Raw genomic sequence first — 24287 nt, 5'->3', positions numbered from 1 at the left:
GGGCTGTGGACCGCGGTCGGGCCCGGCGGGCCGTCAGCCGGCGAACGCCGTGTCCAGGACGTCCTCGCTCTGCGGCGCCCAGGCGTTGCCGGTGAGCATGTGCAGCGTGCCGCCGGCCACGGCGTAGACGGAGGACGTGCCGTTGCCCCCGCTGAGCCCGGTGAGGCCCTCGATACCGGGCAGCTCGCGGAAGCGCCCGGACACGTCGTAGATGCGGGGCCGGACGGAGCCTGTGCCGCCGAGCGGGGCCGCGACGAACTCGCGGTCGCTGAGCCACAGGGCCGCGTCCGCGTCGACGTCCGCGGCCACCCGGAACGGCTCGTTGAGCCGGCGGGGCGTGCCGTCGGGCTCGCGCACCACACCGGTCAGCCAGATCTGGGAGACCCCTTCGTCCTCGGTGACGACGAGCGCCCGGGTGCCCCCGCGCGAGACCCGCAGGGAGGTCACGGTCCGCGCGGCGAGCCACGAGGCCTCGACGCGGACCGGGTCCCCGGCGCCCGGGACGGCGCGCACTGCCCGGACGGTCCCGGCGGAGTCCCCGGTCCACACCCACCCGTGCTCGTCGAAGCTCGGTCGGGTCAGGCCGGTCCCGCTGAACTGCTCGACGGGCTCCTCCTCCCGGGCCACGGTCACGAGCGAGCCGGTGCCCGTGTCCACGAACGCGAAGTGCTCGGCGGCGGCGTCCATCGCGGGGCTGGACGGGTGGTGGCCGTCCAGCGGCGGGATCCCGTCCACGTTCTCGGTCTGGCCGCCCTGGTAGAACACGAGGTCGCCCTCGCGCAGCCCCACCTGACGGGACGGGACGGTGACGTCCTGGACGGGCGCGGCGTCCGTCCACCCCGCGCCCAGCTCCACGGGCGCCCCCTCGACGAGCAGCTCCACGTCGTTCACCGCGGTCAGCGACCGGAGGCTCAGCGCGAGCTGGTCGTGCATCCGGCGGTTGATCTCGATGTTCGCGGGGTCGAACTCGGGCACACTGAGCTCCACCGTGGCGGTGCCGTCCCGCACGGGCACCGCCGAGCGGGCGAGCGTGGTGCCCGGCGGGAACGCCGAGGTCACGGCCCCCCGGAGGTAGGGCGCCGGGCCGCCGAGCAGGGCCCGCACGATCGACGTCGAGACGGGCACCCGGTCCGGGAACCACCGGGGGTCGACCACCACGTTGGACAGGTCCTCGTCCGCGAAGTAGAGGTGGTGGGGCTCGAAGATGTCCTCGAAGTCGGCCGGGGTGAGCGCCGTGGCGTCGGGGGCGTCGGAGATCCGCCACTGGCCGTCCACCTGGACCACGTCGAAGTCGAGCACCTCGGTGGCGCCCGCCGGCTTGCGCTCGATCACGCCGCTGCCGTCCACCACGCTGTCCACCTCGAGGTTCACCCGGTACTCGTTGTCCTCGAGCCGGGGCACGGGCGCGGCGTCGCCCCGGTGCACGAGGGTGCGCGCGTCGGGGTGCCAGGTGCCCGCGAGCTCGGGGGTGAGGTACTCGCGGGCCACGGAGTAGTCGTCGGCCACGCCGGTCCCGGCCGCGAGGAAGCCCCGCACGATCTGCTCCGGCGTCGCGCCCTCGCGGGGGCCGGCCGGCTCGACGTCGTAGCTCGGCTGGACCGCGGACCGGGTGGGCTCCGCGTGCCGGTGCACGGGTCCCGTCCGGGGAATGGCTCCGCAGCCGCCGAGCGCCACGGCCGCGGCCAGGGCCAGTGCTGCCGTGCGGGTCGGCCGCCGGGTCCTGCTCATGGCCGGTCCTCCTCGACGTCGGTCGGCTGGGCCGCGGCGGGGGGCGCCGGCTCCGCCGCGGCCGCGGAGGCCAGGGCCAGGGTCCCCGTCCTCGTCACCACCGCGGTCTCCGGGTACGCGTCGGCGTCGGGCGGCAGCCCGAGCGGGCTCTCGTCGTCGGGCACGAGCCGCCGTCCGCGGGTCCGGGGCAGGGTGAGCCGGAAGCACGCGCCCTCTCCCGGGGCGCCCCAGACGTCGAGCCGCCCGCCGTGCAGCCGCGTGTCCTCGGTGGCGATCGCGAGGCCCAGCCCCGTCCCGCCGGTCGTGCGGGCCCGGGCCGGGTCAGCGCGCCAGAAGCGGTTGAACGCCTTTGCGGCCTCCTCCTCGGTCATCCCGATGCCGTGGTCGCGCACCGCCACCGCCGCGGCCACCTCGGAGGCCCCCACCACGATGTCGATGGGCCGGCCCTCCCCGTGCTCGAGGGCGTTGACCACGAGGTTGCGCAGGATCCGCTCGATCCGCCGCTGGTCGCCCTGGACGGTGCAGCGGGACAGCTCCGAGCGCACCCGCACCGTGGAGCCGGACGAGACGGCGAGCGGGGCGGCGGCCTCCACGACGTCGTGCACGACCGAGAACAGCTCGACGCTGGCCACCTCGAGCCGCGCCGCCCCCGCGTCGAAGCGGGAGATCTCCAGCAGGTCGGCCAGCAGGGCGTCGAAGCGGTCCACCTGGTGGTAGAGCAGCTCGGCGGAGCGCCGGTTGACGGGGTCGAAGTCCTCGCGGGCGTTGAAGAGCACCTCGGCCGCCATCCGCACCGTGGTCAGCGGGGTGCGGAGCTCGTGGGAGACATCCGAGACGAAGGTCTGCTGCATCGAGGAGAGCTGCTCGAGCTGGGTGATCTGGTCCTGCAGGCTGTCCGCCATGCGGTTGAAGGACCGGGCGAGACGGGCGACCTCGTGCGAGCCGCTGACGGGCATCCGCACGCCCAGGTCGCCGTCCGCGAGCTGCTCGGCCACGCGGGCGGTGCTGGACACGGGGCGGACCACTTCGCGGGTGACGTACCAGACGATCGCGCCCACGAGCAGCAGCAGGACGACCACCGACAGCAGCAGCACCGCGTGCATCGCGTCGAGGGTGCGCTGCGGCTCGGAGAAGTCGTAGACGAGGTAGAGCCCGTAGCGGCTGTTTTGGTAGAGGTCCACCACCGTGCCGACGACGATGACGGGGGCCTCCTCCCCGTTCTCCGTGACCCGGACCGAGGCGGGCTGCCAGAACACCCCGTCCTGCTCCGCGAGCCGCTCTTGCAGCTCCGGCGGCACGGTGCTCGAGGTCATCCAGGGGCTCTGGCTCTGCGCCGGGATGAGGGTCTGCCCGCTCGTGAAGTCCATCGGGAGCAGGATCCAGCGCTCCGTCTCCGCGCCGTCGACCGAGAGCGAGCCGAGGGTCGAGGCCACGAGCGCCTGCAGCTCGTCGCGGTCGGAGGCGTCCGAGGCGTCGAAGCTGGCCTGCACCTGCTCGAAGTCCGCGGTGGCCGAGGCGAGGACCTGGTCCAGCCGTTCCGAGAACAGCCGGTCCGCGATCTGGTGGGAGAGGAAGCTGCCCGTGACGAAGAAGGCCAGCGCGGTCAGGGAGAGGGACACGGCGATGGCCCGGAACTGCAGGGACTGCCGCCATCGGCGGGCCAGCAGGAGCCGCCCCAGCCGCAGCCGCCGGGTCGCGGCACCGGCCGGCCCGCGGCGCCGGAAGGAGACGGCGGCGTCCGACGGGGTCATCGGGCGGACGTGCCCGCCTTGTAGCCGACTCCGCGCACGGTGACCACGATCTCGGGGCTCTCCGGGTCCCGCTCGATCTTGGAGCGCAGCCGCTGCACGTGGACGTTGACGAGCCGCGTGTCGGCGGCGTGCTGGTAGCCCCAGACGTCGCGGAGCAGCATCTCGCGCGAGAACACCTGGTGCGGTGCGCGCGCCAGGGCGGTGAGCAGGTCGAACTCGAGCGGGGTGAGACCGATCTCGTGGTCCCCGCGGTGCACGCTGTGCCCGCTCACGTCGATGGTGAGGTCGCCGATCCGCAGCTCCTGCGAGTTGGCGCGCTCCACGGGGCGCAGCCGGGCCTTGACCCGGGCCACGAGCTCGGCAGGCTTGAAGGGCTTGGGCACGTAGTCGTCGGCCCCGGCCTCCAGGCCGCGGACCACGTCGACGGTGTCCGACTTGGCGGTGAGCATGACGACCGGGACGTCGGAGATCGTGCGGATCTCGCGGCAGACCTGGATGCCGTCCTTGCCCGGGAGCATGAGGTCGAGCAGCAGCAGGTCCGGGCGTACGGCCCGGAAGGTGTCCACGGCGGTAGCACCGTCGTAGCAGAAGACGGGCTCGAAGCCCTCCGCGGTCAGGACGATCCCGATCATCTCCGACAGGGCGGCGTCGTCGTCGACGACCAGTATTCGCGCGTTCATCGCCTCTCCGGTGGTGTGGGGCGGGCCCGCCGGGGCGGGGGCCGCCGTGGCCCGGGGCGTCCGGGGCGTCGTGGCCAGGGTGTCCTGGGCGTCGTGGTGGACCGGGGTCCACCTGCATTGTGGCCGATTGCGGCCCGCCCCGCACCTCGGCGCGTAGTGTGTCGGTCCACCGGGTGGGACGTGCTCACGCGTCGGCGGCCGTCCGGGCCAGCGCGGAGGCGGTTCCGGTGACCCGCGCGAGGACCTCGCGCAGCTCGGCTGGGCCCAGGGCGTCGAGCTCCTCGCGCGGTGTGATCCGGACCCGGTCGAGGGCGGCGGCGGGCAGCCCGAGGTCCCGCCACACGGACCACACGTCCGCGGCGAGGGCGCGGGCCGTGCCGCCGGCCGCGGGGACGAGACCCAGCCACAGCTGCATGCCGTCCTCGACGAGCGCGGCGAGCGGCTCCCAGTCGTGGACGGTGCCGGCGGGGGCCGGGACCTGCACGGCGTCCGCGCCGGTCTCCCGGGCGAGCCGGGGATCGACCCCGGGCGGCAGCCGCAGGGCGACGCCGGCGGCGCCGGCCGACCGGCAGGCCTCGACGACGGCGGTGAGCGAGTGCCGTGCCTCCGCGGCGGGGACCGCGCGCAGGGTCCGGTAGCCGCTCACCGTGGGCAGGCCGCCCGCGAGCACCCGGGCGAGCTCGGGCTCGTCCAGCTGGACGAGGACGTCCCGTCCGGGGGCCGCGGCGCGCACCGCCCGGACGTGCTCGAGGACGCCGGAGGCCAGGGAGTCCGCGATGTCGCGGCGGGCGCCGTGGTCCTTGAGCGCCCGCTCCCCCGCGTGCAGGTGGAGCCGGGCGGCCAGGCTGAGCGGGCCGACGAGCTGGGTCTTGACCGGGGCGTCGTCGGGGCCGCTCTCGGCGCCGATCACGTCGGCGAGCACGTTGACGTCACCGGCCAGCAGCGCCCGGGCGGACCGGGAGTCCTTGCCGGGCACCCCGGAGACGCGCAGCCCGTGGGGCTGCCGGTCCGCGTACAGGTCGTCGAGCACCGCGGCGGTGCGGGCCACGGGGTCGGCGGCCGCACCGCGGGCGGGCAGGACGGGCAGGAACGAGATGTGCGGGGCCCCGAGCTCGCCGCGCAGCAGCGTGACGGACTCGACGACGTCCGTGCCCGGCATCGCGCCGAGGGCCGTGCCCACGACGCCGGGGACGTCGGGGTCGGTGCGCCGGGGGCCGGGCGGGGCGCTGCGGGTCACTGGCGGTCGTCGTCCTGCCGCCGGTGGTCCTCGGAGAGGGCCACGTGGTGGCGGATGACCTCGCTGATGATGAAGTTCAGGAACTTCTCCGCGAACTCGGGGTCGAGCTGTGCGGAGGCCGCGAGCGCCCGGAGGCGGCCGATCTGGGCGGCCTCGCGCTCCGGGTCGCCGGCGGGCAGGCCGTGGGTCGCCTTGAGGACGCCGACGCGCTGGGTCGCCTTGAACCGCTCGGCGAGCAGGTGCACCAGGGCCGCGTCGATGTTGTCGATGGTGCCGCGGATGGACTGCAGCTCGGCGAGCACGCGGGGGTCGGCCTGCTCCTGGAGCGAGGACGCGGTGGCGTCGAAGTCCTGGTGGGCCCGGACGTCGGCGGAGGCGTGGGGGTGCGGTGCGGTCATGGCCGCCAGTCTATCGGGCGGGATCGGGCCGGCCCGCACCACCCGGGACGTCGGGGCGGGCCAGCGAGTGGGCGCGGTCGACCGTGGCCTGGCCGAGGACCCGGGTGCCCTGGTAGAGCACGACCGACTGTCCGGGGGCCACGCCGCGCATCGGCTCCTCGAGCCGGACCACGAGCTCGGGCAGCGGACCGTCGTCCCCCTCGACGAGCTCGAGGTGGGCCCGGGCGGGGACGGGGTCCCCGTGCGCCCGGACCTGGGCGAGGACGGGGAACGGGGCCGACGCCGCCCCGGCCGCGGCACCGGGCCGCAGGAGCGGCGCCGCCTCGGGCACGGGCGCCCCGGCCCAGGAGGGGCGGATCCCGCGCAGCTCGTCGACCGCCAGCATCGCCTGCGGGCCCACGACGACCTCGTTGGTCCGCGGCCGGATCTCCAGGACGAAGCGCGGCTTGCCGTCGGGGGCCGGGGTGCCGATGCGCAGGCCCTTGCGCTGGCCCACCGTGAACGCGTTGGCGCCGGGGTGGGTGCCAACCACGTTTCCCTCGACGTCCTTGATCTCGCCCTCGGTCATCTCGATGCGCTCCGCGAGCCAGCCGCGGGTGTCGCCGTCGGGGATGAAGCAGATGTCGTGGGAGTCGGGCTTGCTCGCCACGGACAGCCCGCGGCGGGCGGCCTCGGCCCGCACCTCGGCCTTGGACGGGGTGTCGGCCAGCGGGAGCAGCACGTGCTCGAGCTGCTCGGTCGTGAGGACGCCGAGGACGTAGGACTGGTCCTTCGCCCAGTCCGCCGCGCGGTGCAGCTCCCGGCCGCCGGCGGGGTCCTCGACCACCTTGGCGTAGTGCCCCGTGCACACGGCGTCGAAGCCCAGGGCGAGGGCCTTCTCGAGCAGGGCGGCGAACTTGATCTTCTCGTTGCACCGCAGGCACGGGTTGGGCGTGCGTCCGGCCGCGTACTCCGCGACGAAGTCGTCGACGACGTCGGCCTGGAAGCGCTCGGAGAAGTCCCACACGTAGTACGGGATGCCCAGGACGTCGGCGGCGCGCCAGGCGTCCCGGGAGTCCTCGATCGTGCAGCAGCCCCGGGACCCGGTGCGCAGGGTGCCGGGCGTGCGCGAGAGGGCCAGGTGCACGCCCGTCACGTCGTGGCCGGCGTCGACGGCGCGGGCCGCCGCCACGGCCGAGTCGACGCCACCGCTCATGGCTGCCAGTACTCGCACGGTGAGATCGTCTCCAGGGGTCGGGGTCGTGGTCCGTGTCGTCAACGGGGCGCGGCCGGCCGGTATTCCCCGGCCGCGGCGGGGCGGGTCCCGCGGGCCCCGCCGGTGCGGGATCGGACCGGCGCGGGATCGGACCGGCGCGGGCTCAGACGGGCGCCGCGCCGGAGAGCCCGGCGCGCAGCGCCCGCCGGTGGACCTCGGGCAGCGCGGCGAGCAAAGCGTCGACGTCGGCGCCGGTGCTCGTGCGGCCCAGGCTGAAGCGCTGCGCACCGCGCGCGGTGGCCTCCTCCAGGCCCATGGCCAGCAGCACGGAGGACGCGCGGGGCACCCCGGCGTGGCAGGCCGAGCCCGTGGAGGAGGCGATCCCGGCGCCGTCCAGCAGGAACAGCAGGGAGTCGCCCTCGCACCCGGGGAAGGTGAAGTGGGCGTTGCCGGGCAGCCGGGCGCCCGTGTGCTCCCGGTCCTCCGGTCCGCGCAGCACGGCGTCCGGCACGATCCGGCGCACGCCCTCCACCAGCCGGTCGCGCAGGCCCGCGAGCCGCTCCGCCTCGGTCTCCCGCTCCGTGGCGGCCTCGCGGGCCGCCACCCCGAAGCCGGCAAGCGCGGCGGCGTCGAGGGTGCCGGAGCGCACCGTGCGCTCCTGCCCGCCCCCGTGCTGGACGGGCGCCAGCCCCACCGTGCGCCCGGCTACGAGGGCCCCGGCGCCCACCGGTCCGCCCACCTTGTGGGCCGAGACGGCCAGCGTGGTGAGCCCGGGCAGGTGCGCGTCGACGGGCAGCGCGCCGAAGGCCTGCACGGCGTCGCAGTGGAAGGGGACCCCGAACTCCTCCGCGAGGGCGGCGATCTCCGCGACGGGCTGGACGGTGCCCACCTCGTTGTTGGCCCACATGACGGCCAGCAGCGCGGTGGCGCCCGGGTCGCGGGCCAGTTCCTCCCGCACCGCGGCCGGGTCCACGCGGCCGGCCGCGTCGACGGGCAGCCAGACGGCCTCGGCGCCCTCGTGGGCGGCCAGCCACTCGACGGTGTCGGACACCGCGGCGTGCTCCACCGCGGAGACGAGGACGCGGCGGCGGCCGGGGTCCTGCTCGCGCCGGTGCCGGTACAGGCCCTGGACGGCCAAGTTGTCGGCCTCGGTGCCCCCGGAGGTGAAGACCACCTCGATGGGCTCCGCGCCCAGGGCCGCGGCGACGTCCTCGCGGGCCTGCTCGACGACGGCGCGCGCCGCGCGGCCGGGGCGGTGCAGCGAGGACGGGTTGCCGCCGCGGGCCAGCTGCTCGGCGACCGCGGCGAGCGCGGAGGGCCGGAGGGGCGCAGTGGCGGCGTGGTCGAGGTAGACGGACTCGTGCGGCACGGACGCCAGTCTAGGGCCCCGGCCCGGGCGTGCGACCGGCGTCCGTAGACTGGCGGTCATGCTCCGCATCCTCTTCCACACCCCCGAGATCCCGGGCAACACCGGCAACGCGATCCGCCTCGCCGCGGTCACCGGGGCCGAGCTGCACCTCGTGGAGCCGCTGGGCTTCGACTTCGGCTCCGCGCACCTGCGCCGGGCCGGCCTCGACTACCACGACCTCGCGGTGCTGACCGTCCACCCGGACCTGGACGCGGCCTGGGCCGCCCTGGCCCCGGAACGGGTCTGGGCGTTCACCACCGACGGCGAGGTCTCGCACACGGACGTCGCCTACCGCCCCGGGGACGTGCTGCTGTTCGGGCCCGAGTCGGTGGGCCTGCCTGCCGCGGTGAAGGCGGACCCGCACGTCACCGCGCGGGTCCGCATCCCCATGCTGCCGGCCCGGCGGTCGCTGAACCTCGCGAACTCGGCGTCCATCGCCGTCTACGAGGCCTGGCGCCAGCTGGGCTTCGCGGGCGCGGGGAGCTAGCCCCGGCGCGGGCCCCGGCGACCGGCCGCCCGCCGGGGCCCACCGCTCACTGCTGCTCCTCGGCGTCGCCGACCGTCACGTCCGCGGTGCGCTCCTCGCCGTCCCGCACGAACGTCATCGTCCCGGTCCCGCCGGCGGGCAGCTCGCGCACGGCCGCCGTCAGGGAGCTCGCGTCCTGGATGCGGTGGCCGTCGAACTCCGTGATCACGTCGCCCACCTCCAGTCCGGCCTCGTCGGCCGGCGAGCCGGGCACGACCTCCTCCACCGCGGCGCCGTCGGAGAAGGCCCGGCTCCGGCCGTCCGCGCCCGGGGCGGCGCTCACGCTCGTGCCGAGGTAGCCGTGCGTGGCCCGGCCGTTGTTGATGATCTCCACGGCCACCCGCTGCGCGGTGTCGACGGGGATCGAGAAGCCCACGCCGATGTTGCCGGCCTCCGTGCCGGAACCGGCCGAGGCGATGGCCACGTTGATCCCGATCACCTCGCCGTCCGTGTCGATCAGCGGCCCGCCGGAGTTGCCGGGGTTGATGGCCGCGTCGGTCTGGATCACGTTGAGGAACACCGACGGCGAGGAGCCCTGCGAGCGGCCGCCGGAGCCGCCGTCCTCGTCGGGGAAGTTGAAGAAGAAGTCGTTGCCGCCGCCCTGCTCCTGGCCCTCGCCATCGCCCTCCGACGGCGTGGACGGCGCGGCGGAGGAGGCCACCGTGATGGTCCGGTTGAGGGTGGAGACGATCCCGTCGGTCACCGTGCCCGCGAGGCCCAGCGGCGCGCCGATCGCGATGGCCGTGTCGCCCACGTTGACGTCGTCCAGGGAGCCCAGGGTCGCCGGCGTCAGCCCCTGGGCGTCGACCTTGAGCACCGCGAGGTCGGACAGCGGGTCGGTGCCGACCACCTCGGCCGGCAGCACCCTGCCGTCGTCGAGCTGCACCTCGAGGGAGGGGCTGCTCGTGGTCCCGTCGAGGGTCACCACGTGCGTGTTGGTGAGGATGTGGCCCTCGTCGTCGATGATCACCCCGGAGCCGGAGCCGTTCTGGCCGCCGCCGGACGCGGAGATCGTCACCACGGACGGGGACGCCTTCACGGCCGCCGCGGTGACCGCGTTCACCTCGTCCTGGTCGTTGACGATGACCGAGCTGGACGTCGACCCGCCCGCCGCCGGTGCCGCGCCGCCGCCGTCCAGCAGGGCGTCCGTCCCGACGGCCGCCCCCGCCCCGACCAGTGCGGCCAGGACCATGCCCGTCACGAGCGATCCCCCCGAGAAGCGCCGCCGCTCCCGGCGACCCCCGGTGCCGCTCCCGGCGCCGCTCCCCCACGGGCGCCGGGCGGCGGGGTCCCCGGCGCCCTGCCACGCCCCGGCGTAGGGGCCCGCGTCCTGGCCGCCGGCCTGCGGTGCCCCGTGGCCGGCGCGCGCGTCCTGCTCGGCGCCGGACGCCCACGGGTCGTGGGCCGGACGGCCGTAGACCGGCGGGAGGGGTTGCGTGAGCTGCGGATCGGCACCGTACCGCGGGTCGCGGGGCTCGGACATGAGGGTCTCCTCCTGGAAACGGACGGGCCCGGCGGGCCCCGGTGCGGCCGGGGTGGCACGGGCGGCTCTGTCCCCAAGTATCCACGTCCGCACTGAGACGACGCTGAGAGCCCTGGCCGTTCCCCGGGCGCCGCCCGGACGGCGGCCGGGCACTACCGGGGCCCGCCCGCAGGTCATCAGCCGCCTTGTGGTTTCGCCCTGCGCGTAGGTCCGGCGCCGATCGCCACGCCGTGACGCCCTCGCCCTAGAATCGGGAGCACCGACCACGTGAGGGAGATCATGCACTGGCGCCCCATTGCCCGCCGGACCGCCGCCGGCTGCGGCCTGACGCTCGCCCTGTTCGCACCCGCGGGAGCGGCTCTCGCCCAGCCGCCCGTCGACGTGCCCCCGGGCGAGCGGATCGTCGACGAGTCCGGGGTGCTGGAGGATCCCTCCGCGCTGGCCGCGAACGTGCGCGAGCTCGCCACCCAGGAGGGGATCACCCTCACCGCCGTGTTCGTCGACTCCTTCACCGACCCCTCGGATCCCGACGAGTGGCTGCAGGAGTTCGCCGAGCTCAACGGGCTCGGCAGCTCGGACGCGGTGCTGGTCGTCGCCACGGAGGACCGGCAGCAGCGCTTCTCCGCGTACTCCACGGGGCCCCTCAGCACCGAGCAGCAGGAGCGCATCAACCGGCAGTTCATCACCCCGGCGCTCGCGGCCGACGACTGGGACGGCGCGGTCGCGGGGGCCGTCGAGGGCATCGAGACCGAGCTCTCCGGCGCCCCCGCCGGGACCGGGGAGAGCTCGGACGGGGGCGGCGCGGGCTTCGGCCTGCTCGGTCTCGGGGCGCTCGGCCTCGGCGGGCTCGCCGTCTACGGCATGGCCTCCCGCAACAAGAAGCGCCGGCAGCAGGGGTCCGCCCCGCAGCGCGGGCCCGGCGGCCGAGGCGCTCCGCATGGTCCCGGCGGCCCCTACCAGGAGGTCCCTGTGCCGGAGCTGCGCAAGCGGGCCGGGGAGCTGCTGGTGTCCACCGACAACGCCATCCAGCACTCCGAGCAGGAGCTGGCCTTCGCCCAGCTGCAGTACGGGGACGAGCAGGTCGAGCCGTTCCGCCGCGCCGTCCAGGACGCCAAGAAGCACATGCAGGCCTCCTTCGCCCTCCAGCAGCAGCTCGAGGACCACATCCCCGACACCGAGGAGCAGCAGCGGGCCTGGCTCGGCGAGATCATCGCCCGCTCCCAGGACGCCCAGCGCCCGCTCCAGGAGCACCAGGAGGCGTTCAGCTCGCTGCGCCGGCTGGAGTCCCGCGCCCCGCAGGCCCTCGAGGACGTGCGGCGCCAGGCCGCGGCCGTGCGCCCCCGCTTCGGCACGGCCGACGCCCGGCTGCGGGAGCTCACCGCCCGCTACAACGACACGGCGCTCGCCCCCGTCAAGGACAACATCGACCAGGCCCGGGACCGGCTCGACTTCGTGGACACTGCCGTGGAGGAGGCCCGCACCGACCTCGCCGCCGGGCGCACGAGCGACGCCGTGCTGGACATCCGCGCCGCCGAGGAGGGCGTGGGGCAGGCCGGGGGCCTGCTCGACGCCGTGGAGCACGCGGCCACCGAGCTCGCCCACGCCGAGGAGTCCCTCAAGGACGCCGTGACCATCGCCCAGCGGGACGTCGCCGAGGCGGACGCCCTCGTCCGGCGCGGCTCCAACCCGGAGCTCGCCGGGGCCGTCGCCGGCGTCGGCGCCGTCCTGCGCACCGTCGAGGAGCAGATGGGCGCGGGCCGGATCGACCCGCTCGGCCTGAGCCGGCGCCTGGCCGTGGCCAAGGACGAGCTCGACAAGGGGCTCGCGTCGGTGCGCTCCCAGAACGACCGGGACCGCTCCGCGCGGGAGACCCTCGCCCACACCCTCGTCTCCGCGCAGGCCCAGCTGAGCTCGGCGAGCGAGTACATCTGGGCCCGCCGCGGCGGTGTCGGCCCGGAGGCGCGCACCCGTCTCGCGGAGGCCGAGCGCTACCTGGAGGCCGCCCAGCAGGCCCGGAAGTCGGACCCCTCCGAGGCGCTGACCTGCGCCAACGAGGCCGTCCGTCTCGCCGGCGAGGCCCAGTTCATCGCCCAGCAGGACGTCGACTCCTTCTCCTACGGCGGCTTCGGCACGCCCGTGGGGATGGGCGGCCACCGGGGCCGCTCCAACAGCGGTCTGGGCGGCGCGATGCTCGGCGGCATCCTCCTCGGCTCGATCCTCAACGGCGGCGGGGGCGGAGGCTTCGGCGGTGGCGGCGGAGGCTTCGGCGGCAGCTTCGGCGGCGGGTTCGGGGGCGGAGGCTTCGGCGGCGGCATCGGCGGAAGCTTCTGATCCGCGCCGACCGGTCCCCGCCGCTGCCGGACGGGCACCGCGCACCGCCGCCCCCTGACCCCCGTCCGCCCCGTGACCCCTGACCGACCCACCATCCCGGGAGCCCCTCCCGGGAAGCACCAGAGGAGAGAAGGAACCATGATCAAGCAGTCCATCTTCGGCCGCATCGCCCAGCTCGCGAAGGCCAACATCAACGGCATGATCGACGCCGCCGAGGACCCCCAGCTCATGCTGGACCAGATGGTGCGCGACTACACCGAGAACATCCGCGAGGCCGAGGCCGCCGTCGCGCAGACCATCGGCAGCCTGCGCCTGCTCGAGCAGGACCACGCGGAGGACGTGCGCGAGTCCCAGGAGTGGGGCAACAAGGCCCTCGCGGCCTCGAACAAGGCCGAGGAGTACCGGGGCGCCGGCAAGTCCTCCGAGGCCGAGAAGTTCGACAACCTCGCCAAGGTCGCCCTCCAGCGCCAGATCCAGTACGAGACGGAGGCGCGCGGCGCCGAGCCGCAGATCCAGTCCCAGACCCAGGTCGTGGAGAAGCTCAAGGACGGGCTCAACAAGATGCGGGGCAAGCTCCAGGAGCTGTCCAACAAGCGGGACGAGCTCAACGCCCGGCAGAAGACCGCGCACGCGCAGTCGCAGGTCCAGGACGCGCTCAAGGCCTTCGACGTGCTCGACCCGACGAGCGAGGTCTCCCGCTTCGAGGACAAGATCCGCCGCGAGGAGGCCCGTGTCCTGGGCCAGCAGGAGCTCGCCGCGTCCTCCCTGGACGCGCAGTTCGAGTCCCTCGAGTCCCTGGGCCAGCAGTCGGAGATCGAGGCCCGGCTCGCCGCCCTGAAGTCCCGCAACGCCGAGCGGATCGTCTCCTCCGAAGAGGTCTGACCCGGTCCCGTCCCCGGGCACGGAAGAGCCCCCACGGCCGAGGCCGTGGGGGCTCATTCCCGCCCGGGGTCCTCCGGGCAAGGCGAAGGCCCCCGGACCGTGACGGTCCGGGGGCCTTCCGTGGTTGCGGGGGCAAGATTTGAACTTGCGACCTCTGGGTTATGAGCCCAGCGAGCTACCGAACTGCTCCACCCCGCGGCGACATGTATGACTATACGTGCCGCGGGGTGGACCCGCAAATCGGCTACTCGGCGGGCTGCTCGGCCGGCTCCTCGGGGGCCAGGGCGCCCTCCGCCTCGGGGGCGACGACACCGTCCGCCTCGAGCGCCCGCTCGATGGCGTCCTGCAGCCGCTGCTGGGCCTCGCCGTAGGACGTCCAGTCGCCGTCCTGCAGGGCCTCCTCGGACTCCTGGATCGCCTGGTTGGCGTCGCTGAGGGCGTCCTCGAGGCTGGCGCCGCCGGCCGGGGCCTCGGCCCCGTCCTCGCCGGCGTCGTCCGGGCTCCCGGCCTCCGCCTCGTCGACGCCCGCACCGGACGACGTCTGGGCCCCGGAGTCGCCCTGGAAGACCTCGTCGAGTGCCTCCTCGAGGGTCGGTGCGAAGCCCACCTCCTCGCCGAAGCCGACGAGCACGCGCCGCAGCGTCGGGTACGCGGCGTCGCCCGAGGACTGGACGTAGACGGGCTGCACGTAGAGCATGCCGCCGCCCGCGGGCAGGGTGAGCAGGTTGCCGTTGATCACCTCGGAGGCGCCCTGGCGGAGCAGGTTCAGCTCCGTGGAGACGTCGGTGTCCGAGTTGAACAGGTTCTGCGCCTGGCCCGGGCCGGGCACCACGGAGGAGCGCGGCAGCTCCAGGAGGCGCAGCGTCCCGTACTCGTCGCTCTTCACCCCGTCCTCGCCGGTGCCGGCGTCGGAGTTGGCGGAGAGGTACCCGTACATCACGTTGCGGGTGTTGCCCGTCTCCGACTGCTGCGGGATGAAGGAGGTGGTGAGCGAGAAGTTGGCCTCTTCCTCACCGGGCATCCGCATCGACAGGTAGTACGGGGGCAGCGCCACGTCCGAGTCCTGCGTCGGGTCGTTGGGCACGGACCACACGTCGTCGTTCTGGTAGAAGCTGCCGGAGTCCGTGACGTGGTAGCGGTTGAGCAGCTCCCGCTGGACCTTGAACATGTCCTGCGGGTAGCGCACGTGCGCCATGAGCTCCGCCGACATCTCGGAGTAGGGCTTGAGCGTGCTCGGGAAGATGTTCTGCCAGGCCTTCAGCACCGGGTCCTGGTCGTCCCACGCGTACAGGTTCACCGAGCCGTCGTAGGCGTTGACCGTGGCCTTGACCGAGTTGCGGATGTAGTTGACCCGCTCCGGCGGCAGGGCCGCCGCGGCGCCCTGGGCCGTCTGCGTGTCCTGCGTCGCCTCCTGCAGCACCGACGGCGTCGAGTACGGGAAGGCGTCCGAGGTGGTGTAGGCGTCCACGATCCACTGGACCTGACCGTCGATGATGGCCGGGTACGGGGCGCCGTCGACCGTCAGGTACGGGGCGACCTTCTCGATGCGCTCGCGCGGGTCCCGGTCGTAGAGGATCTGCGACTCCGGGCGCACGGCGTCCGAGAGCAGCATGTCCGAGGACTGGAACTTGATGCCATAGGCGAGCCGGTTGAAGAAGTTGCCGATGCTGGGCCCGCCGTTGCCGGCGAACGTCGTCTTGGCGTCGCCGGCCTCGTCGCCGGCCGTCTGCGGACGGTCCAGCTCGAGGGGCTCGTCGCCCTCGGCGCCGCCCACGATGGAGTACAGCGGGGAGTTCTCGCCGAAGTAGATGCGCGGCTCGTAGTCGTCCGAGATCACGCCCCGGGACGGGATGCCGGACTGCATGAACTGCGGCTTGCCGTCCACCTCGACCCGGTTGCCGTAGGCGGCGACCACGCCGTAGCCGTGGGTGTAGACCACGTGCTGGTTGAACCACCCCTGGTTCTGGTCGGGGTTCAGCTCACGCGTGGCGATGACGGTGTCCTGGACCTCGCCGTCGATCTCGTAGCGGTCCACGTTGAGGGTGTCCGGGAACTGGTAGTAGGGGCGGAACTGCTGCAGCTGCGAGAACGCCGCCGAGACCACGTTGGGGTCCAGCAGACGGATGTTCGAGGTGGTCTCGGTGTCCTGGCGCAGGGCGCCCTGCTCGGTCTCCGTGGTGGCGTCGTACGGCATGACCTCGGCCGCGTCCAGCCCGTAGGCCGACCGGGTGAGGTCGATGTTGCGCTGGATGTACTGGCTCTCCAGGGCCTGCTCGGTGGGCGTGACCTGGAAGCGCTGGACGATCCACGGGTAGATCCCGCCTGCCACGACCGCGACCACGAGCAGCATGGCGGTGCCGATGACCGGCAGCCGCCAGCGGCCGATGAAGGACGCGACGACGAAGAGGATCGCGACGATCAGCGCGGCCGCCGCCAGGATCGCCTTGGTGGGGATCACGGCGTTGACGTCGGTGTACAGCGCGCCGGTCCACGTCCCGGACGTGGACTGCAGCGTGGAGTACCGGTCCAGCCAGAAGTTCGCGGCCTGGAGCAGCAGGAACAGCGCGGCCAGCACCCCCAGGTGCACGCGGGACGCCCGGGTGGTGCTGAGCCCCCGCTCGGTGATCCGGATGCCGCCGTAGACGTAGTGCATCAGGATCCCCGCCACGCCGGCCAGCAGGATCGCCGAGACCAGGAACCCGATGAGGAAGCGCAGGAACGGGAGGGTGAAGACGTAGAAGCCGATGTCGAGGCCGAACTGCGGGTCCTCCTGGCCGAACGGCTCCTGGTTGAGGAACAGCAGCACGGTGTCCCACTGGGTCATCGCCGTGCTCGCCGCGAAGAGCCCGAAGAGCACGGGCACCACCACGATGACGATCTTGCGGACCGGCTCGAGGGCCTCCTGGTAGCGGCGCAGGTTGTCGTCCACGATGGACTCGGCCGTGATGGGCCGGCTGCGGTAGGCGAGGAAGAGGCTGGCGAACATCAGCGCCGCCACGAGCACGGCGGCGACCACGAAGATCACGATCTTCGTGACGTTCTCGGTGACGAACACGCTGAGGTAGCCCAGCTGGTCGTACCACAGCACGTCCGTGTAGAGCTGCGTCAGTCCCACGAAGGCGGCCACGAGGACCAGGACGACCACGACCGTCGGCCACAGCGCACCCCGTTTCCGCCGCTGTCCTGCTGGCTGCTGCCTCGGTGGTCGGGGGGCTGTGGGTCCGGCGGTCACTGGTTACCTCTGCAATCGGGGTCGTTCGTCAGGTGTGGTGCGTGAAGTCGTGGGGTGCGGCCTGCGTCGAGGAGGAGCGCCGCCGGCGGGTCGCCGGGGCACCCCGTCCATTCTGCCCGCGGGCTTCTCGGGGGTGCAATCGTGCACACGGCGCCCGTCATCGGGCGGCGCACCCCGGCAGCGCGGAGAGGTCCTCGCCGCTCCGGGCGGCCTCGGCGGCGGCCACGGCGTCGTCGAGGGTGCGCACGGACACGACCGTCAGCCCCTCGGGGACGTGACCCTGCGCCTCGGCGCAGTTGTCCGCCGGGGCGAGGAAGACCTCCGCCCCGGCCGCCGCGGCCCCCTCGAGCTTCTGCCGGATGCCGCCGATGGGCCCCACCTCCCCCTCCGGGGTGATGGTGCCGGTGCCGGCCACGTGCCGGTCCCCGGCGATCGAGCCCGGGGTCATCTCGTCGACGATCCCCAGCGCGAACATCAGCCCCGCGCTGGGCCCGCCGACCTCGTCGAGCTCGAACGCCACGTCGATCGGGAAGTCGTAGGCGGCCAGCAGGAACACGCCGAGCTGCCAGTCCCCCGACGCCTCGTCGCGCACGGTGTCCACCTCGACGTCGCGCGGCGACCCGGCCCGCTCGACCTGCAGGGTGACGCCGCGCTCCCCCGCCGCGTCGAGAGCCGACTTGAGGGACGGCAGCGACGGGACGGGCTCCCCGTCCACGCCGCGCAGGACGTCGCCGTGCTCGAGCACCCCCTCCGCGGGGCCGCCCGGGACCGTGTCCTGCACGGAGAGCCGGGTGCTGAAGTCCTGGCCCAGGTGCGTCAGCGCGGCGGCGACCGAGTCCTCCTGCGAGCTGCTCATCGCCGCCATGCTGTACTGGTCGGCCTCCTCCCCCGACACGTCCCGGGGATAGAGGGTGTCGGCCGGCACCACGGAGGCGGACGGGTCCAGCCAGGACCCGAGGACGGTGAGCACGTTGACGTTCTTGTTGGGCCCGCCGGTGACGTAGACCGTGGTCAGGTCCAGGACGGAGTCGCTCGGGTAGGTCGGGGCGCCGGACACCCCCAGCAGCTGCCGGCCGTCGTGCTCCCCCACCGTGTTGAACGTGGGCCCGGGAGCCTCGATCACGAACGGGGCGGGCAACACCGTCCCGGCCAGCAGCAGCCCCGCGGAGCCCAGCAGCGCCCAGGACTCGAGGCCGCGGCGGCGCAGGGCGCGGCGCGGGCGGGGGGATGCGGTCACGGGCGGTCCTCGGCGTCGTCGTCGGAGGGACCGGAGGCTGTGAGGCCGCACGGTCCGGACGGTCCAGCTTATCGCGCGGGACCCGGCCCTGAGCTTCCAGCGAACTGGGAGTTGGCTCATGGTCGGCCCTGTCCGGTGCTCGCTACGCTGGGAGCAGAGACGTCGGGCGCGCCCGTGCCGCCCGATCCCCCGACCCGATCGAAGAACGGTGGACCCATGACTCCCCAGCCTCCCAACGACCGCCCCGGGAACACCCCGGGGGACGACTCCGGCGACGGCCCCAAGGACCCCTTCCAGGAGATGCTCGAGCGCCTCATGGGGCAGAGCGGGATGAGCCCGGAGGACCTCCAGCGCGCCGGCGTGCCGGTGGACCCCCAGGCGATGTCGATGATGTTCCAGCAGATCCAGTCCATGATGGGCGCCGGGGCGTCCGAGGGACCGGTCAACTGGAAGCTCGCCCACGACCACGCGCGGCAGATCGCCGCCGCCGACGGCGACCCGTCGGTGACCCCCGCCCAGCGCGGCGCGGTCGAGGACGCGATGCGCCTCGCCGAGCTGTGGCTGGCCGACCACACCGAGTTCGGCCAGACCTCGATCCGGCCCCAGGCGTGGTCCCGCGCGGAGTGGATCGAGGCCACCCAGGAGACCTGGAAGGACATGACGGGCCCGGTCGCGGAGTCCGTGACCAAGGCGCTCACCGACGCCCTCACCCAGCAGCTGCCCCCCGAGCTGTCCGCCATGATGGGCGGGGCCTCGGGAATGCTCGCGGGCGCCGGCGGGATGCTGTTCGGGATCCAGCTGGGCCAGGCCATCGGCGGCCTGTCCCGCGAGGTGCTGTGCTCCACCGACATCGGCCTCCCGCTCGCGGAGGGCCGCTCCGGGCTGCTGCCCGCCAGCATCAGGGCGTTCGGCGAGGGCCTGGACATCCCCGCGCAGGAGATCATGCTCTACGTCGCCGTGCGGGAGGCGGCGCACGTCCGGCTGTTCGCGGCGAACCCGTGGCTGCGCCAGCACATCCTGGACCTCGTCAAGCGCTTCTCCGCGGGGATCCACATCGACATGTCCCGCATCGAGGAGGCCGCCCGGGACATCGACCCGATGGATCCCTCGAGCATGCAGGAGGCCCTGTCCTCCGGGATCTTCGCCCCGCAGCAGACCCCGGACCAGGAGGTCACCCTCAAGCGGCTCGAGACGGTGCTCGCCCTCGTGGAGGGCTGGGTGCACGTGGTCACCGTCGCCTCGACCGCCAACCTGCCCTCCGGGGAGGCCCTGTCCGAGACCGTCCGGCGGCGCCGCGCCGCCGGCGGGCCCGCCGAGCACGCGTTCGGCTCCCTCGTGGGGCTCGAGCTGCGCCCGCGCCGGCTGCGCGAGGCCGCGCAGTTCTGGGAGTACGTCGGCGAGCGCCGCGGGGTGGAGGACCGGGACGGCCTGTGGGACGCCGCGGAGCTGCTGCCCACCGACGAGGACCTGGACGACCCCGCGGGCTTCTCCGAGCGCCGCGGGCTGCTCACCGCGTCCGAGGACGAGGTCGACGCCGCGCTCCAGCGGCTGCTCTCGGGCGGCTACGAGGGCCCCGACGGCGGGCCCGGCGCGGACGGCGGTCCGGCCACGGACCCTGCTCCCGGCGCGGACGGCGGGCCCGCCACGGGCGGCGGTTCCGGGCGGCCGGAGGACGACAAGCCTCAGGACGGGGACGGTTCCCGCTGATCCGCGCCGGTGCGTCCGGCGTGCCGGTGCGCCCACGCGGCGCCGTCCAGGAACGCCCGGGCCTTCTCGGCGAGGGGGTAGCGGGCCTCGAGCTCCCGGAACCGGGGACTGTGGTCGGCCTCGAGCAGGTGCGCGAGCTCGTGCACCAGCACGAAGTCGAGCACCCACTCCGGGGCCTCCTGCAGCTGCGCCGAGATCCGGATGACGCCGGTGGCCGGCGTCGCGGAGCCCCACCGGGTGTGCTGCCGCCCGGACCACCGCACGTCCGAGGGCCGGGCGCGGCCGTCGAGGTGTCGCCGCGACAGCTCGTGGGCGCGCTGCAGGAGGTGGTCGTCGGAGCGCCGGTCGGCGCCCTTGGCCGCCTCGCGGCGCCGACGCTCCACGACCCGGGGCACCAGCTCCCGGGTCCAGTGCTCGATCTCCCGCCGTGTGGCCGTCTGGGGGACCGAGAGCACCACCATGTCCTCGCTCCAGTGGGCGGACACGGTCTTGCGCCGGCGGGCGGAGCGGCGCACGACGACCTCGGGCTGCGACGGTACGGGCATGGGGCCATTGAACACGCCGCGGGCACGGGCCGCGAAACGCCGGCCCGCGCCCGTGTGCACAGCGCTCCGCCGTGCACTGTGGACGACCCGCCGGCGGGCGCGCCGCGGGCACGGTCCGGGCGAGAGTGACGACGTCCCGCCCGCGCGTCCCGGAAGGCGTCCCGTGCCCACCACCCCGTTCCCCGGTCCTCCTCAGGGTTCCCCGCACGATCCGGAACTGCGCCTGTCCTGTCTCGAGCGACCCCGTCCGGACGAGGTGCACGTCCTGCTCCTGGGCCTGGACGGTCTCGCGGCGGCGCTGGCCGTGCGCCTGCTACGCTGCGGCGTGCTCGGGCTCAACGTCAACGACGCCGCGCCCGTCGCGGCCGCCGACCTCGGGACCGGCGCGTACCGGCCCGCGGACGTCGGCCGGTCCCGCGAGGCGGCCCTGCGCCGGCGGCTGCGCGAGCTCGACCCCCGGTGCGCCCCCGTCAGCGCGCCGGAGCTGTTCCCCGGGGCGCTGCTGCCGGGCACGGTCGTGGTGCACAGCTCCGGGCGGCCCGGCCCGGACGACCCGTTGCCGCCCGGAGCGGTGGAACCGGAGGCGTGGGCGGGGATCGACCCCCGCCACCCGGTGGTGTCGCTGCACCACGCCGACGAGGTCCTGCTGCGCTGGCCCACCGTGCCCTGGGCGCACCGGTCATGCCCGGACTGCGTGCGGGCGACGCTCGAGCACACGCAGCCCCGCACGGCGCCGCACGGCCCCGCCGCCGTCCTCGCGGCGTGGGCGGGCGCGGCCCACGCGGAGGCCGTCGCGGTCCGCCTGGCCGTCGAGGTGCTCGCGGTGGCCCTGGACTCGCTGTGCGGCGCCGGAGCCGGGGGGCACGGGCCCCGGGAGCAGGGCGGCGCCGTCCTCTTCGCCCCGCCGTGGCCGGACGCGGTGTCCTGGCCGGAGCCGGACCGGAGCCGGTGCCTGTGCGGCCTCGATCAGGCGTGAGCGCGGGCGCCGCCCGGGCGGGACCGGCGCGGGGCCGGGCGGTCTCCGCCGGTCTCCCGCAGGGCGTCGAGGAAGCGTGAGGGCTTGCGCGTGGGCCGGCCGCCCGGGGTGCGGGACAGGGTCCAGGACAGGACGAGGTGCTCCCGGGCGCGGGTGATGCCCACGTAGAGCAGCCGGCGCTCCTCGTCGATCTCGTCGGCGGTCTCGGCGAAGCCGATCGGCATGAGCCCCTCGCTGAGGCCCGCCAGGAACACGGCGTCCCACTCGAGGCCCTTCGCCGAGTGCAGGGACGCCAGGGTCACCCCGTTCATCACGGGGGCGTCCTGCTGGGCCATGCGCCGCTCGAGCTCCGCGGCGAACTCGGGGAGCACGAACTGCTCCTCGCGGGCGGCGGCCTCCGCGGCCATCCGGTCCGCGAGGGAGACCAGCGCGGCCAGCGACTCCCACCGCTCGCGCACCGCGCCCGTGGAGCGCGGCGCGCGGTCCGAGTAGCCCAGCGAGGAGAGGATGTCGCGCACCAGGCGCGTGGGCTCGTCCGAGGCCTCGGCGGCCCGCGCCGCCGTGCGCAGCTGCACCACGGCCTGCTTGACCTCGGGCCGGTTGAAGAACCGTTCCGTGCCGCGCAGCTGGAAGCCGATGCCCGCCTCCGCGAGCGCGGTCTCGAAGGCCTGCGACTGCCCGTTGGTGCGGAAGAGGACGGCGATCTCGGACGCGGGCACACCGTCGTCGACCAGGTCCCGGATGCGCGCCGCCGTCCCCGCCGCCTCGGCCTCGTCGTCCGCATACTCGTTCCAGGACGGGGGCGGCCCGTCCGGGCGCTGCGCCACGAGGCGCAGCGGGGTGGCCCAGGCGCCGGGGGTCGAGCCCCGCGCCGGCCGGCGGGCCGCGAGCAGGCGGTTGGCGGTCTCCACGACCTGCGGGGTGGAGCGGTAGTCGCGCACGAGCTCGATCACCCGCGCCTGCGGGTGCCGGGCCGGGAACTCGAGCAGGTGCCGGGAGGTGGCCCCGGTGAAGGAGTAGATCGTCTGGGAGGCGTCGCCCACCACGCAGACGTCGTCCCGGCCCCCGAGCCAGGCGTCGAGGAGACGCTGCTGGAGCGGGGAGACGTCCTGGTACTCGTCGACCACGAAGTGCCGGTACTGCTCGCGCACGGTCGCGGCGACGCGCTCGTCCTCCTCGAGCACGGCCACCGTGAGCAGCAGGACGTCCTCGAAGTCGATCAGGTGCCGGTCGGTCTTGAGCTCCTCGTAGGACTGGTACAGGCGCTGGACCGTGCGCACGTCGTAGTTCAGCGGCATCTCCCGCCCGGCGGCCTGCGTCGGATAGGTGTCGGGGGTCAGCATCGAGACCTTGGCCCACTCGATCTCGGCGGCGAGGTCCCGCACGGCCGCGCGGTCCGTGGACAGGCGCATGTTCTGCGCGGCCTCGGTGATGAGCCGCGCCTTGTGCTCCACGAGCCCGGGCAGGGGCCCGCCCACGGCCTGGGGCCAGAAGTACTGCAGCTGGCGCAGGGCCGCGGCGTGGAACGTGCGCGTCTGCACCCCGGCGGCCCCGAGCTCGCGCAGCCGGTTGCGCATCTCGTTGGCGGCGCGGGCGGTGAACGTCAGGGCCAGGACCTTCTGCGGGGTGTAGACGCCCGTGGCGATGCCGTAGGCGATCCGGTGGGTGATGGCCCGGGTCTTGCCCGTGCCGGCGCCCGCGAGCACGCACACGGGTCCGCGCAGCGTGGTCGCGACCTCCCGCTGCTCGGGGTCCAGGCCGGCGAGAATGCGCTCCTCGAGGGTCGACTCCACGTCCGTGCCGGTCTCGCTGCTGGTCACCACGCGGTCTCCGGCAGGTCCTCGCCGAGCCAGTGCGCGATGAGCGCGTGCGCGATCGAGACCCGCCCGGGCAGGGTCACGGACCCGGTGCGCGCCGCCTCCCGCAGCTGCGCCCGCGTGAACCAGCGCAGCTCCAGGATCTCCTGGCCGTCCGGGACGGCCGCGCCGGAGCGCACCACGGCGCGGCAGCCGAGCATCAGGGAGCGCGGGAACGGCCAGGGCTGGGAGCCCAGGTACTGCACGTCCCCCACGGTCAGGCCCGCCTCCTCGGCGACCTCGCGGACCACGGCCTGCTCCAGGGACTCCCCCGGCTCCACGAACCCGGCGAGGGTCGAGAACCGGTTGCCCTTCCAGAGCGCGGAGCGGCCGAGCAGCAGCCGCTCCCGGTCGGGGTCGGGATCGCCGTCGCTGACCGCCACGATGATCGCGGGGTCGGTGCGCGGGAAGTGCAGCGACTCGTCGTTGGGGCACCGCCGGGCCCAGCCGGACCGGATCACCTCGGTGGGCTCCCCGCACTGCGGGCACCGGGGGTGGTCCCGGTGCCACAGTCCCACGGACTGGGCGGTGACGAGCAGCGAGGTGTCCCCGGTCGGGAGCACCGGGCCGAGCTCCCGCAGGCCGGCCCAGCGCAGCTCCTCCCCGCCCCGGCCGGCGGCGAACGCGGTGACGGCCGCCACCAGGGGCTCGGGCACCGCGAAGGGCTCCGCCGCGGCGTCCTCGCCCCCGGGTTCGGGGGCGGCGACGGCGCGCAGCAGGACGCGGGGGCCGGGGGCCCCGTCGGCCCCGGGCAGCCGGCCCAGGTAGACCTCCGGCCGGCGCGGGTCGTGGGACACGGCCGGGAGCTCGGCCGCGGGCACCAGGACCAGGGCGTCCCCGGCCACGGGGGCGAGACCGCCCGCGAGCACGAGCACGAGCGTGGTGGGGTCCTGCGCGGCGAGCACGCGCACGTCGTGGAGCTCGCGGTCGACGGCGTCGCGGTCGAAGGCCGTCGCCGCGAACGGCAGGCGGGCCGGCGACAGACGCTCGGGGGCGGGCACGGGGCGGGAGCCGGAAACGGGCTCGGAAGGGGTGGAGGCGGGCACGTCCCCCACTGTAGCGACCCGGGCGGACCACGGGTCCGGCGGGTGGGGACGGGGACGGCTGCCGTGCCT

18 protein-coding genes and 1 tRNA gene are annotated in these 24287 nt (G+C 74.7%); 5 read left to right on the top strand and 14 right to left on the bottom strand.

Going from position 1 to position 24287, the window contains the following annotated elements:
• Positions 1–33: 33 nt before the first annotated feature.
• The 7 genes from RF647_RS09530 to RF647_RS09500 form a co-directional block, all read right to left on the bottom strand.
• Positions 34–1728 (bottom strand): LpqB family beta-propeller domain-containing protein, encoded by a 1695-nt coding sequence (locus RF647_RS09530; RefSeq protein ID WP_368811519.1) that lies wholly within the window; start codon positions 1726–1728, stop codon positions 34–36.
• Positions 1725–3479, bottom strand: coding sequence for an MtrAB system histidine kinase MtrB (gene mtrB / locus RF647_RS09525; protein WP_368811518.1), 1755 nt, complete (start codon positions 3477–3479; stop codon positions 1725–1727). The genes RF647_RS09530 and mtrB overlap by 4 nt, the downstream gene beginning before the upstream one ends.
• Entirely contained in the window at positions 3476–4159 is a 684-nt protein-coding gene (gene mtrA / locus RF647_RS09520) for an MtrAB system response regulator MtrA (protein ID WP_017833623.1), read from the bottom strand. Before mtrA ends, mtrB begins: the two co-directional genes overlap by 4 nt.
• 184 nt (positions 4160–4343) lie before the next feature.
• Positions 4344–5396, bottom strand: coding sequence for a hypothetical protein (locus tag RF647_RS09515; RefSeq protein WP_368811517.1), 1053 nt, complete (start codon positions 5394–5396; stop codon positions 4344–4346).
• Entirely contained in the window at positions 5393–5794 is a 402-nt protein-coding gene (locus RF647_RS09510) for a chorismate mutase (protein ID WP_368811516.1), read from the bottom strand. The genes RF647_RS09515 and RF647_RS09510 overlap by 4 nt, the downstream gene beginning before the upstream one ends.
• 10 nt (positions 5795–5804) lie before the next feature.
• Positions 5805–7007, bottom strand: coding sequence for a tRNA 2-thiouridine(34) synthase MnmA (mnmA, locus tag RF647_RS09505; protein WP_368811515.1), 1203 nt, complete (start codon positions 7005–7007; stop codon positions 5805–5807).
• A gap of 145 nt (positions 7008–7152) precedes the next feature.
• Positions 7153–8358 carry a cysteine desulfurase family protein gene (locus RF647_RS09500; RefSeq protein WP_368811514.1) on the bottom strand — a complete coding sequence of 402 codons (1206 nt, stop codon included), beginning with the start codon at positions 8356–8358 and terminating at the stop codon, positions 7153–7155.
• Between the two features lie 58 nt (positions 8359–8416).
• Here RF647_RS09500 and RF647_RS09495 point away from each other — a divergent pair, with 58 nt between their 5' ends.
• A complete protein-coding gene (locus RF647_RS09495) occupies positions 8417–8884 on the top strand; it encodes a tRNA (cytidine(34)-2'-O)-methyltransferase (RefSeq protein WP_017833618.1) in 468 nt (155 codons plus the stop codon).
• 46 nt (positions 8885–8930) lie between these two features.
• On the opposite strand, the gene RF647_RS09490 is transcribed toward RF647_RS09495, so the two are convergent.
• Positions 8931–10406, bottom strand: a complete 1476-nt coding sequence (locus RF647_RS09490; RefSeq protein WP_368811513.1) for a S1C family serine protease — start codon at positions 10404–10406, stop codon at positions 8931–8933.
• A gap of 279 nt (positions 10407–10685) precedes the next feature.
• On the opposite strand from RF647_RS09490, the gene RF647_RS09485 reads away from it, so the two are divergent.
• Positions 10686–12737 (top strand): TPM domain-containing protein, encoded by a 2052-nt coding sequence (locus tag RF647_RS09485; RefSeq protein ID WP_368811512.1) that lies wholly within the window; start codon positions 10686–10688, stop codon positions 12735–12737.
• Between the two features lie 138 nt (positions 12738–12875).
• Positions 12876–13619 carry a PspA/IM30 family protein gene (locus RF647_RS09480; RefSeq protein WP_133411298.1) on the top strand — a complete coding sequence of 248 codons (744 nt, stop codon included), beginning with the start codon at positions 12876–12878 and terminating at the stop codon, positions 13617–13619.
• A gap of 121 nt (positions 13620–13740) precedes the next feature.
• Here RF647_RS09480 and RF647_RS09475 read toward each other — a convergent pair.
• From RF647_RS09475 to RF647_RS09465, 3 genes are all read right to left on the bottom strand, one after another.
• Positions 13741–13817, bottom strand: a tRNA-Met gene (locus tag RF647_RS09475).
• Between the two features lie 46 nt (positions 13818–13863).
• Positions 13864–16851, bottom strand: a complete 2988-nt coding sequence (locus tag RF647_RS09470; protein WP_368811511.1) for a UPF0182 family protein — start codon at positions 16849–16851, stop codon at positions 13864–13866.
• A 157-nt stretch (positions 16852–17008) separates the two neighbouring features.
• On the bottom strand, positions 17009–18088 hold the full coding sequence (locus RF647_RS09465; RefSeq protein ID WP_368811510.1) for a PDZ domain-containing protein: 1080 nt from the start codon (positions 18086–18088) through the stop codon (positions 17009–17011).
• A gap of 216 nt (positions 18089–18304) precedes the next feature.
• Here RF647_RS09465 and RF647_RS09460 point away from each other — a divergent pair, with 216 nt between their 5' ends.
• Positions 18305–19795 (top strand): zinc-dependent metalloprotease, encoded by a 1491-nt coding sequence (locus RF647_RS09460; protein ID WP_368811509.1) that lies wholly within the window; start codon positions 18305–18307, stop codon positions 19793–19795.
• Here RF647_RS09460 and RF647_RS09455 read toward each other — a convergent pair.
• On the bottom strand, positions 19771–20340 hold the full coding sequence (locus RF647_RS09455) for a M48 family metallopeptidase (RefSeq protein ID WP_368811508.1): 570 nt from the start codon (positions 20338–20340) through the stop codon (positions 19771–19773). The two genes, RF647_RS09460 and RF647_RS09455, sit on opposite strands and share 25 nt — an antisense overlap.
• A 163-nt stretch (positions 20341–20503) precedes the next feature.
• Here RF647_RS09455 and RF647_RS09450 point away from each other — a divergent pair, with 163 nt between their 5' ends.
• On the top strand, positions 20504–21316 hold the full coding sequence (locus tag RF647_RS09450) for a hypothetical protein (protein ID WP_368811507.1): 813 nt from the start codon (positions 20504–20506) through the stop codon (positions 21314–21316).
• On the opposite strand, the gene RF647_RS09445 is transcribed toward RF647_RS09450, so the two are convergent.
• Together RF647_RS09445 and nudC are read right to left on the bottom strand one after the other, a co-directional pair.
• A complete protein-coding gene (locus RF647_RS09445) occupies positions 21307–23139 on the bottom strand; it encodes an ATP-dependent helicase (RefSeq protein ID WP_368811506.1) in 1833 nt (610 codons plus the stop codon). The genes RF647_RS09450 and RF647_RS09445 overlap by 10 nt on opposite strands.
• A complete protein-coding gene (nudC, locus tag RF647_RS09440; RefSeq protein WP_368811505.1) occupies positions 23133–24218 on the bottom strand; it encodes an NAD(+) diphosphatase in 1086 nt (361 codons plus the stop codon). Before nudC ends, RF647_RS09445 begins: the two co-directional genes overlap by 7 nt.
• Positions 24219–24287: the final 69 nt, after the last annotated feature.

Source organism: Kocuria sp. CPCC 205263 (genome assembly GCF_040981075.1).
GTDB classification, from domain to species: Bacteria; Actinomycetota; Actinomycetes; order Actinomycetales; family Micrococcaceae; genus Kocuria; species Kocuria rosea.
Note: the sequence above shows the minus strand (reverse complement) of the source record. Positions and strands in the feature narration are given on the sequence as shown.

Bases quoted from the DNA above. Each gene is read 5' to 3' on its own strand.
- RF647_RS09530 (WP_368811519.1), bottom strand. From the start codon at position 1,728: ATGAGCAGGACCCGGCGGCCGACCCGCACGGCAGCACTGGCCCTGGCC.
- RF647_RS09455 (WP_368811508.1), bottom strand. From the start codon at position 20,340: ATGCCCGTACCGTCGCAGCCCGAGGTCGTCGTGCGCCGCTCCGCCCGC.
- RF647_RS09495 (WP_017833618.1), top strand. From the start codon at position 8,417: ATGCTCCGCATCCTCTTCCACACCCCCGAGATCCCGGGCAACACCGGC.
- mtrB (WP_368811518.1), bottom strand. From the start codon at position 3,479: ATGACCCCGTCGGACGCCGCCGTCTCCTTCCGGCGCCGCGGGCCGGCC.
- RF647_RS09490 (WP_368811513.1), bottom strand. From the start codon at position 10,406: ATGTCCGAGCCCCGCGACCCGCGGTACGGTGCCGATCCGCAGCTCACG.
- mtrA (WP_017833623.1), bottom strand. From the start codon at position 4,159: ATGAACGCGCGAATACTGGTCGTCGACGACGACGCCGCCCTGTCGGAG.
- RF647_RS09485 (WP_368811512.1), top strand. From the start codon at position 10,686: ATGCACTGGCGCCCCATTGCCCGCCGGACCGCCGCCGGCTGCGGCCTG.
- RF647_RS09460 (WP_368811509.1), top strand. From the start codon at position 18,305: ATGACTCCCCAGCCTCCCAACGACCGCCCCGGGAACACCCCGGGGGAC.
- RF647_RS09480 (WP_133411298.1), top strand. From the start codon at position 12,876: ATGATCAAGCAGTCCATCTTCGGCCGCATCGCCCAGCTCGCGAAGGCC.
- RF647_RS09510 (WP_368811516.1), bottom strand. From the start codon at position 5,794: ATGACCGCACCGCACCCCCACGCCTCCGCCGACGTCCGGGCCCACCAG.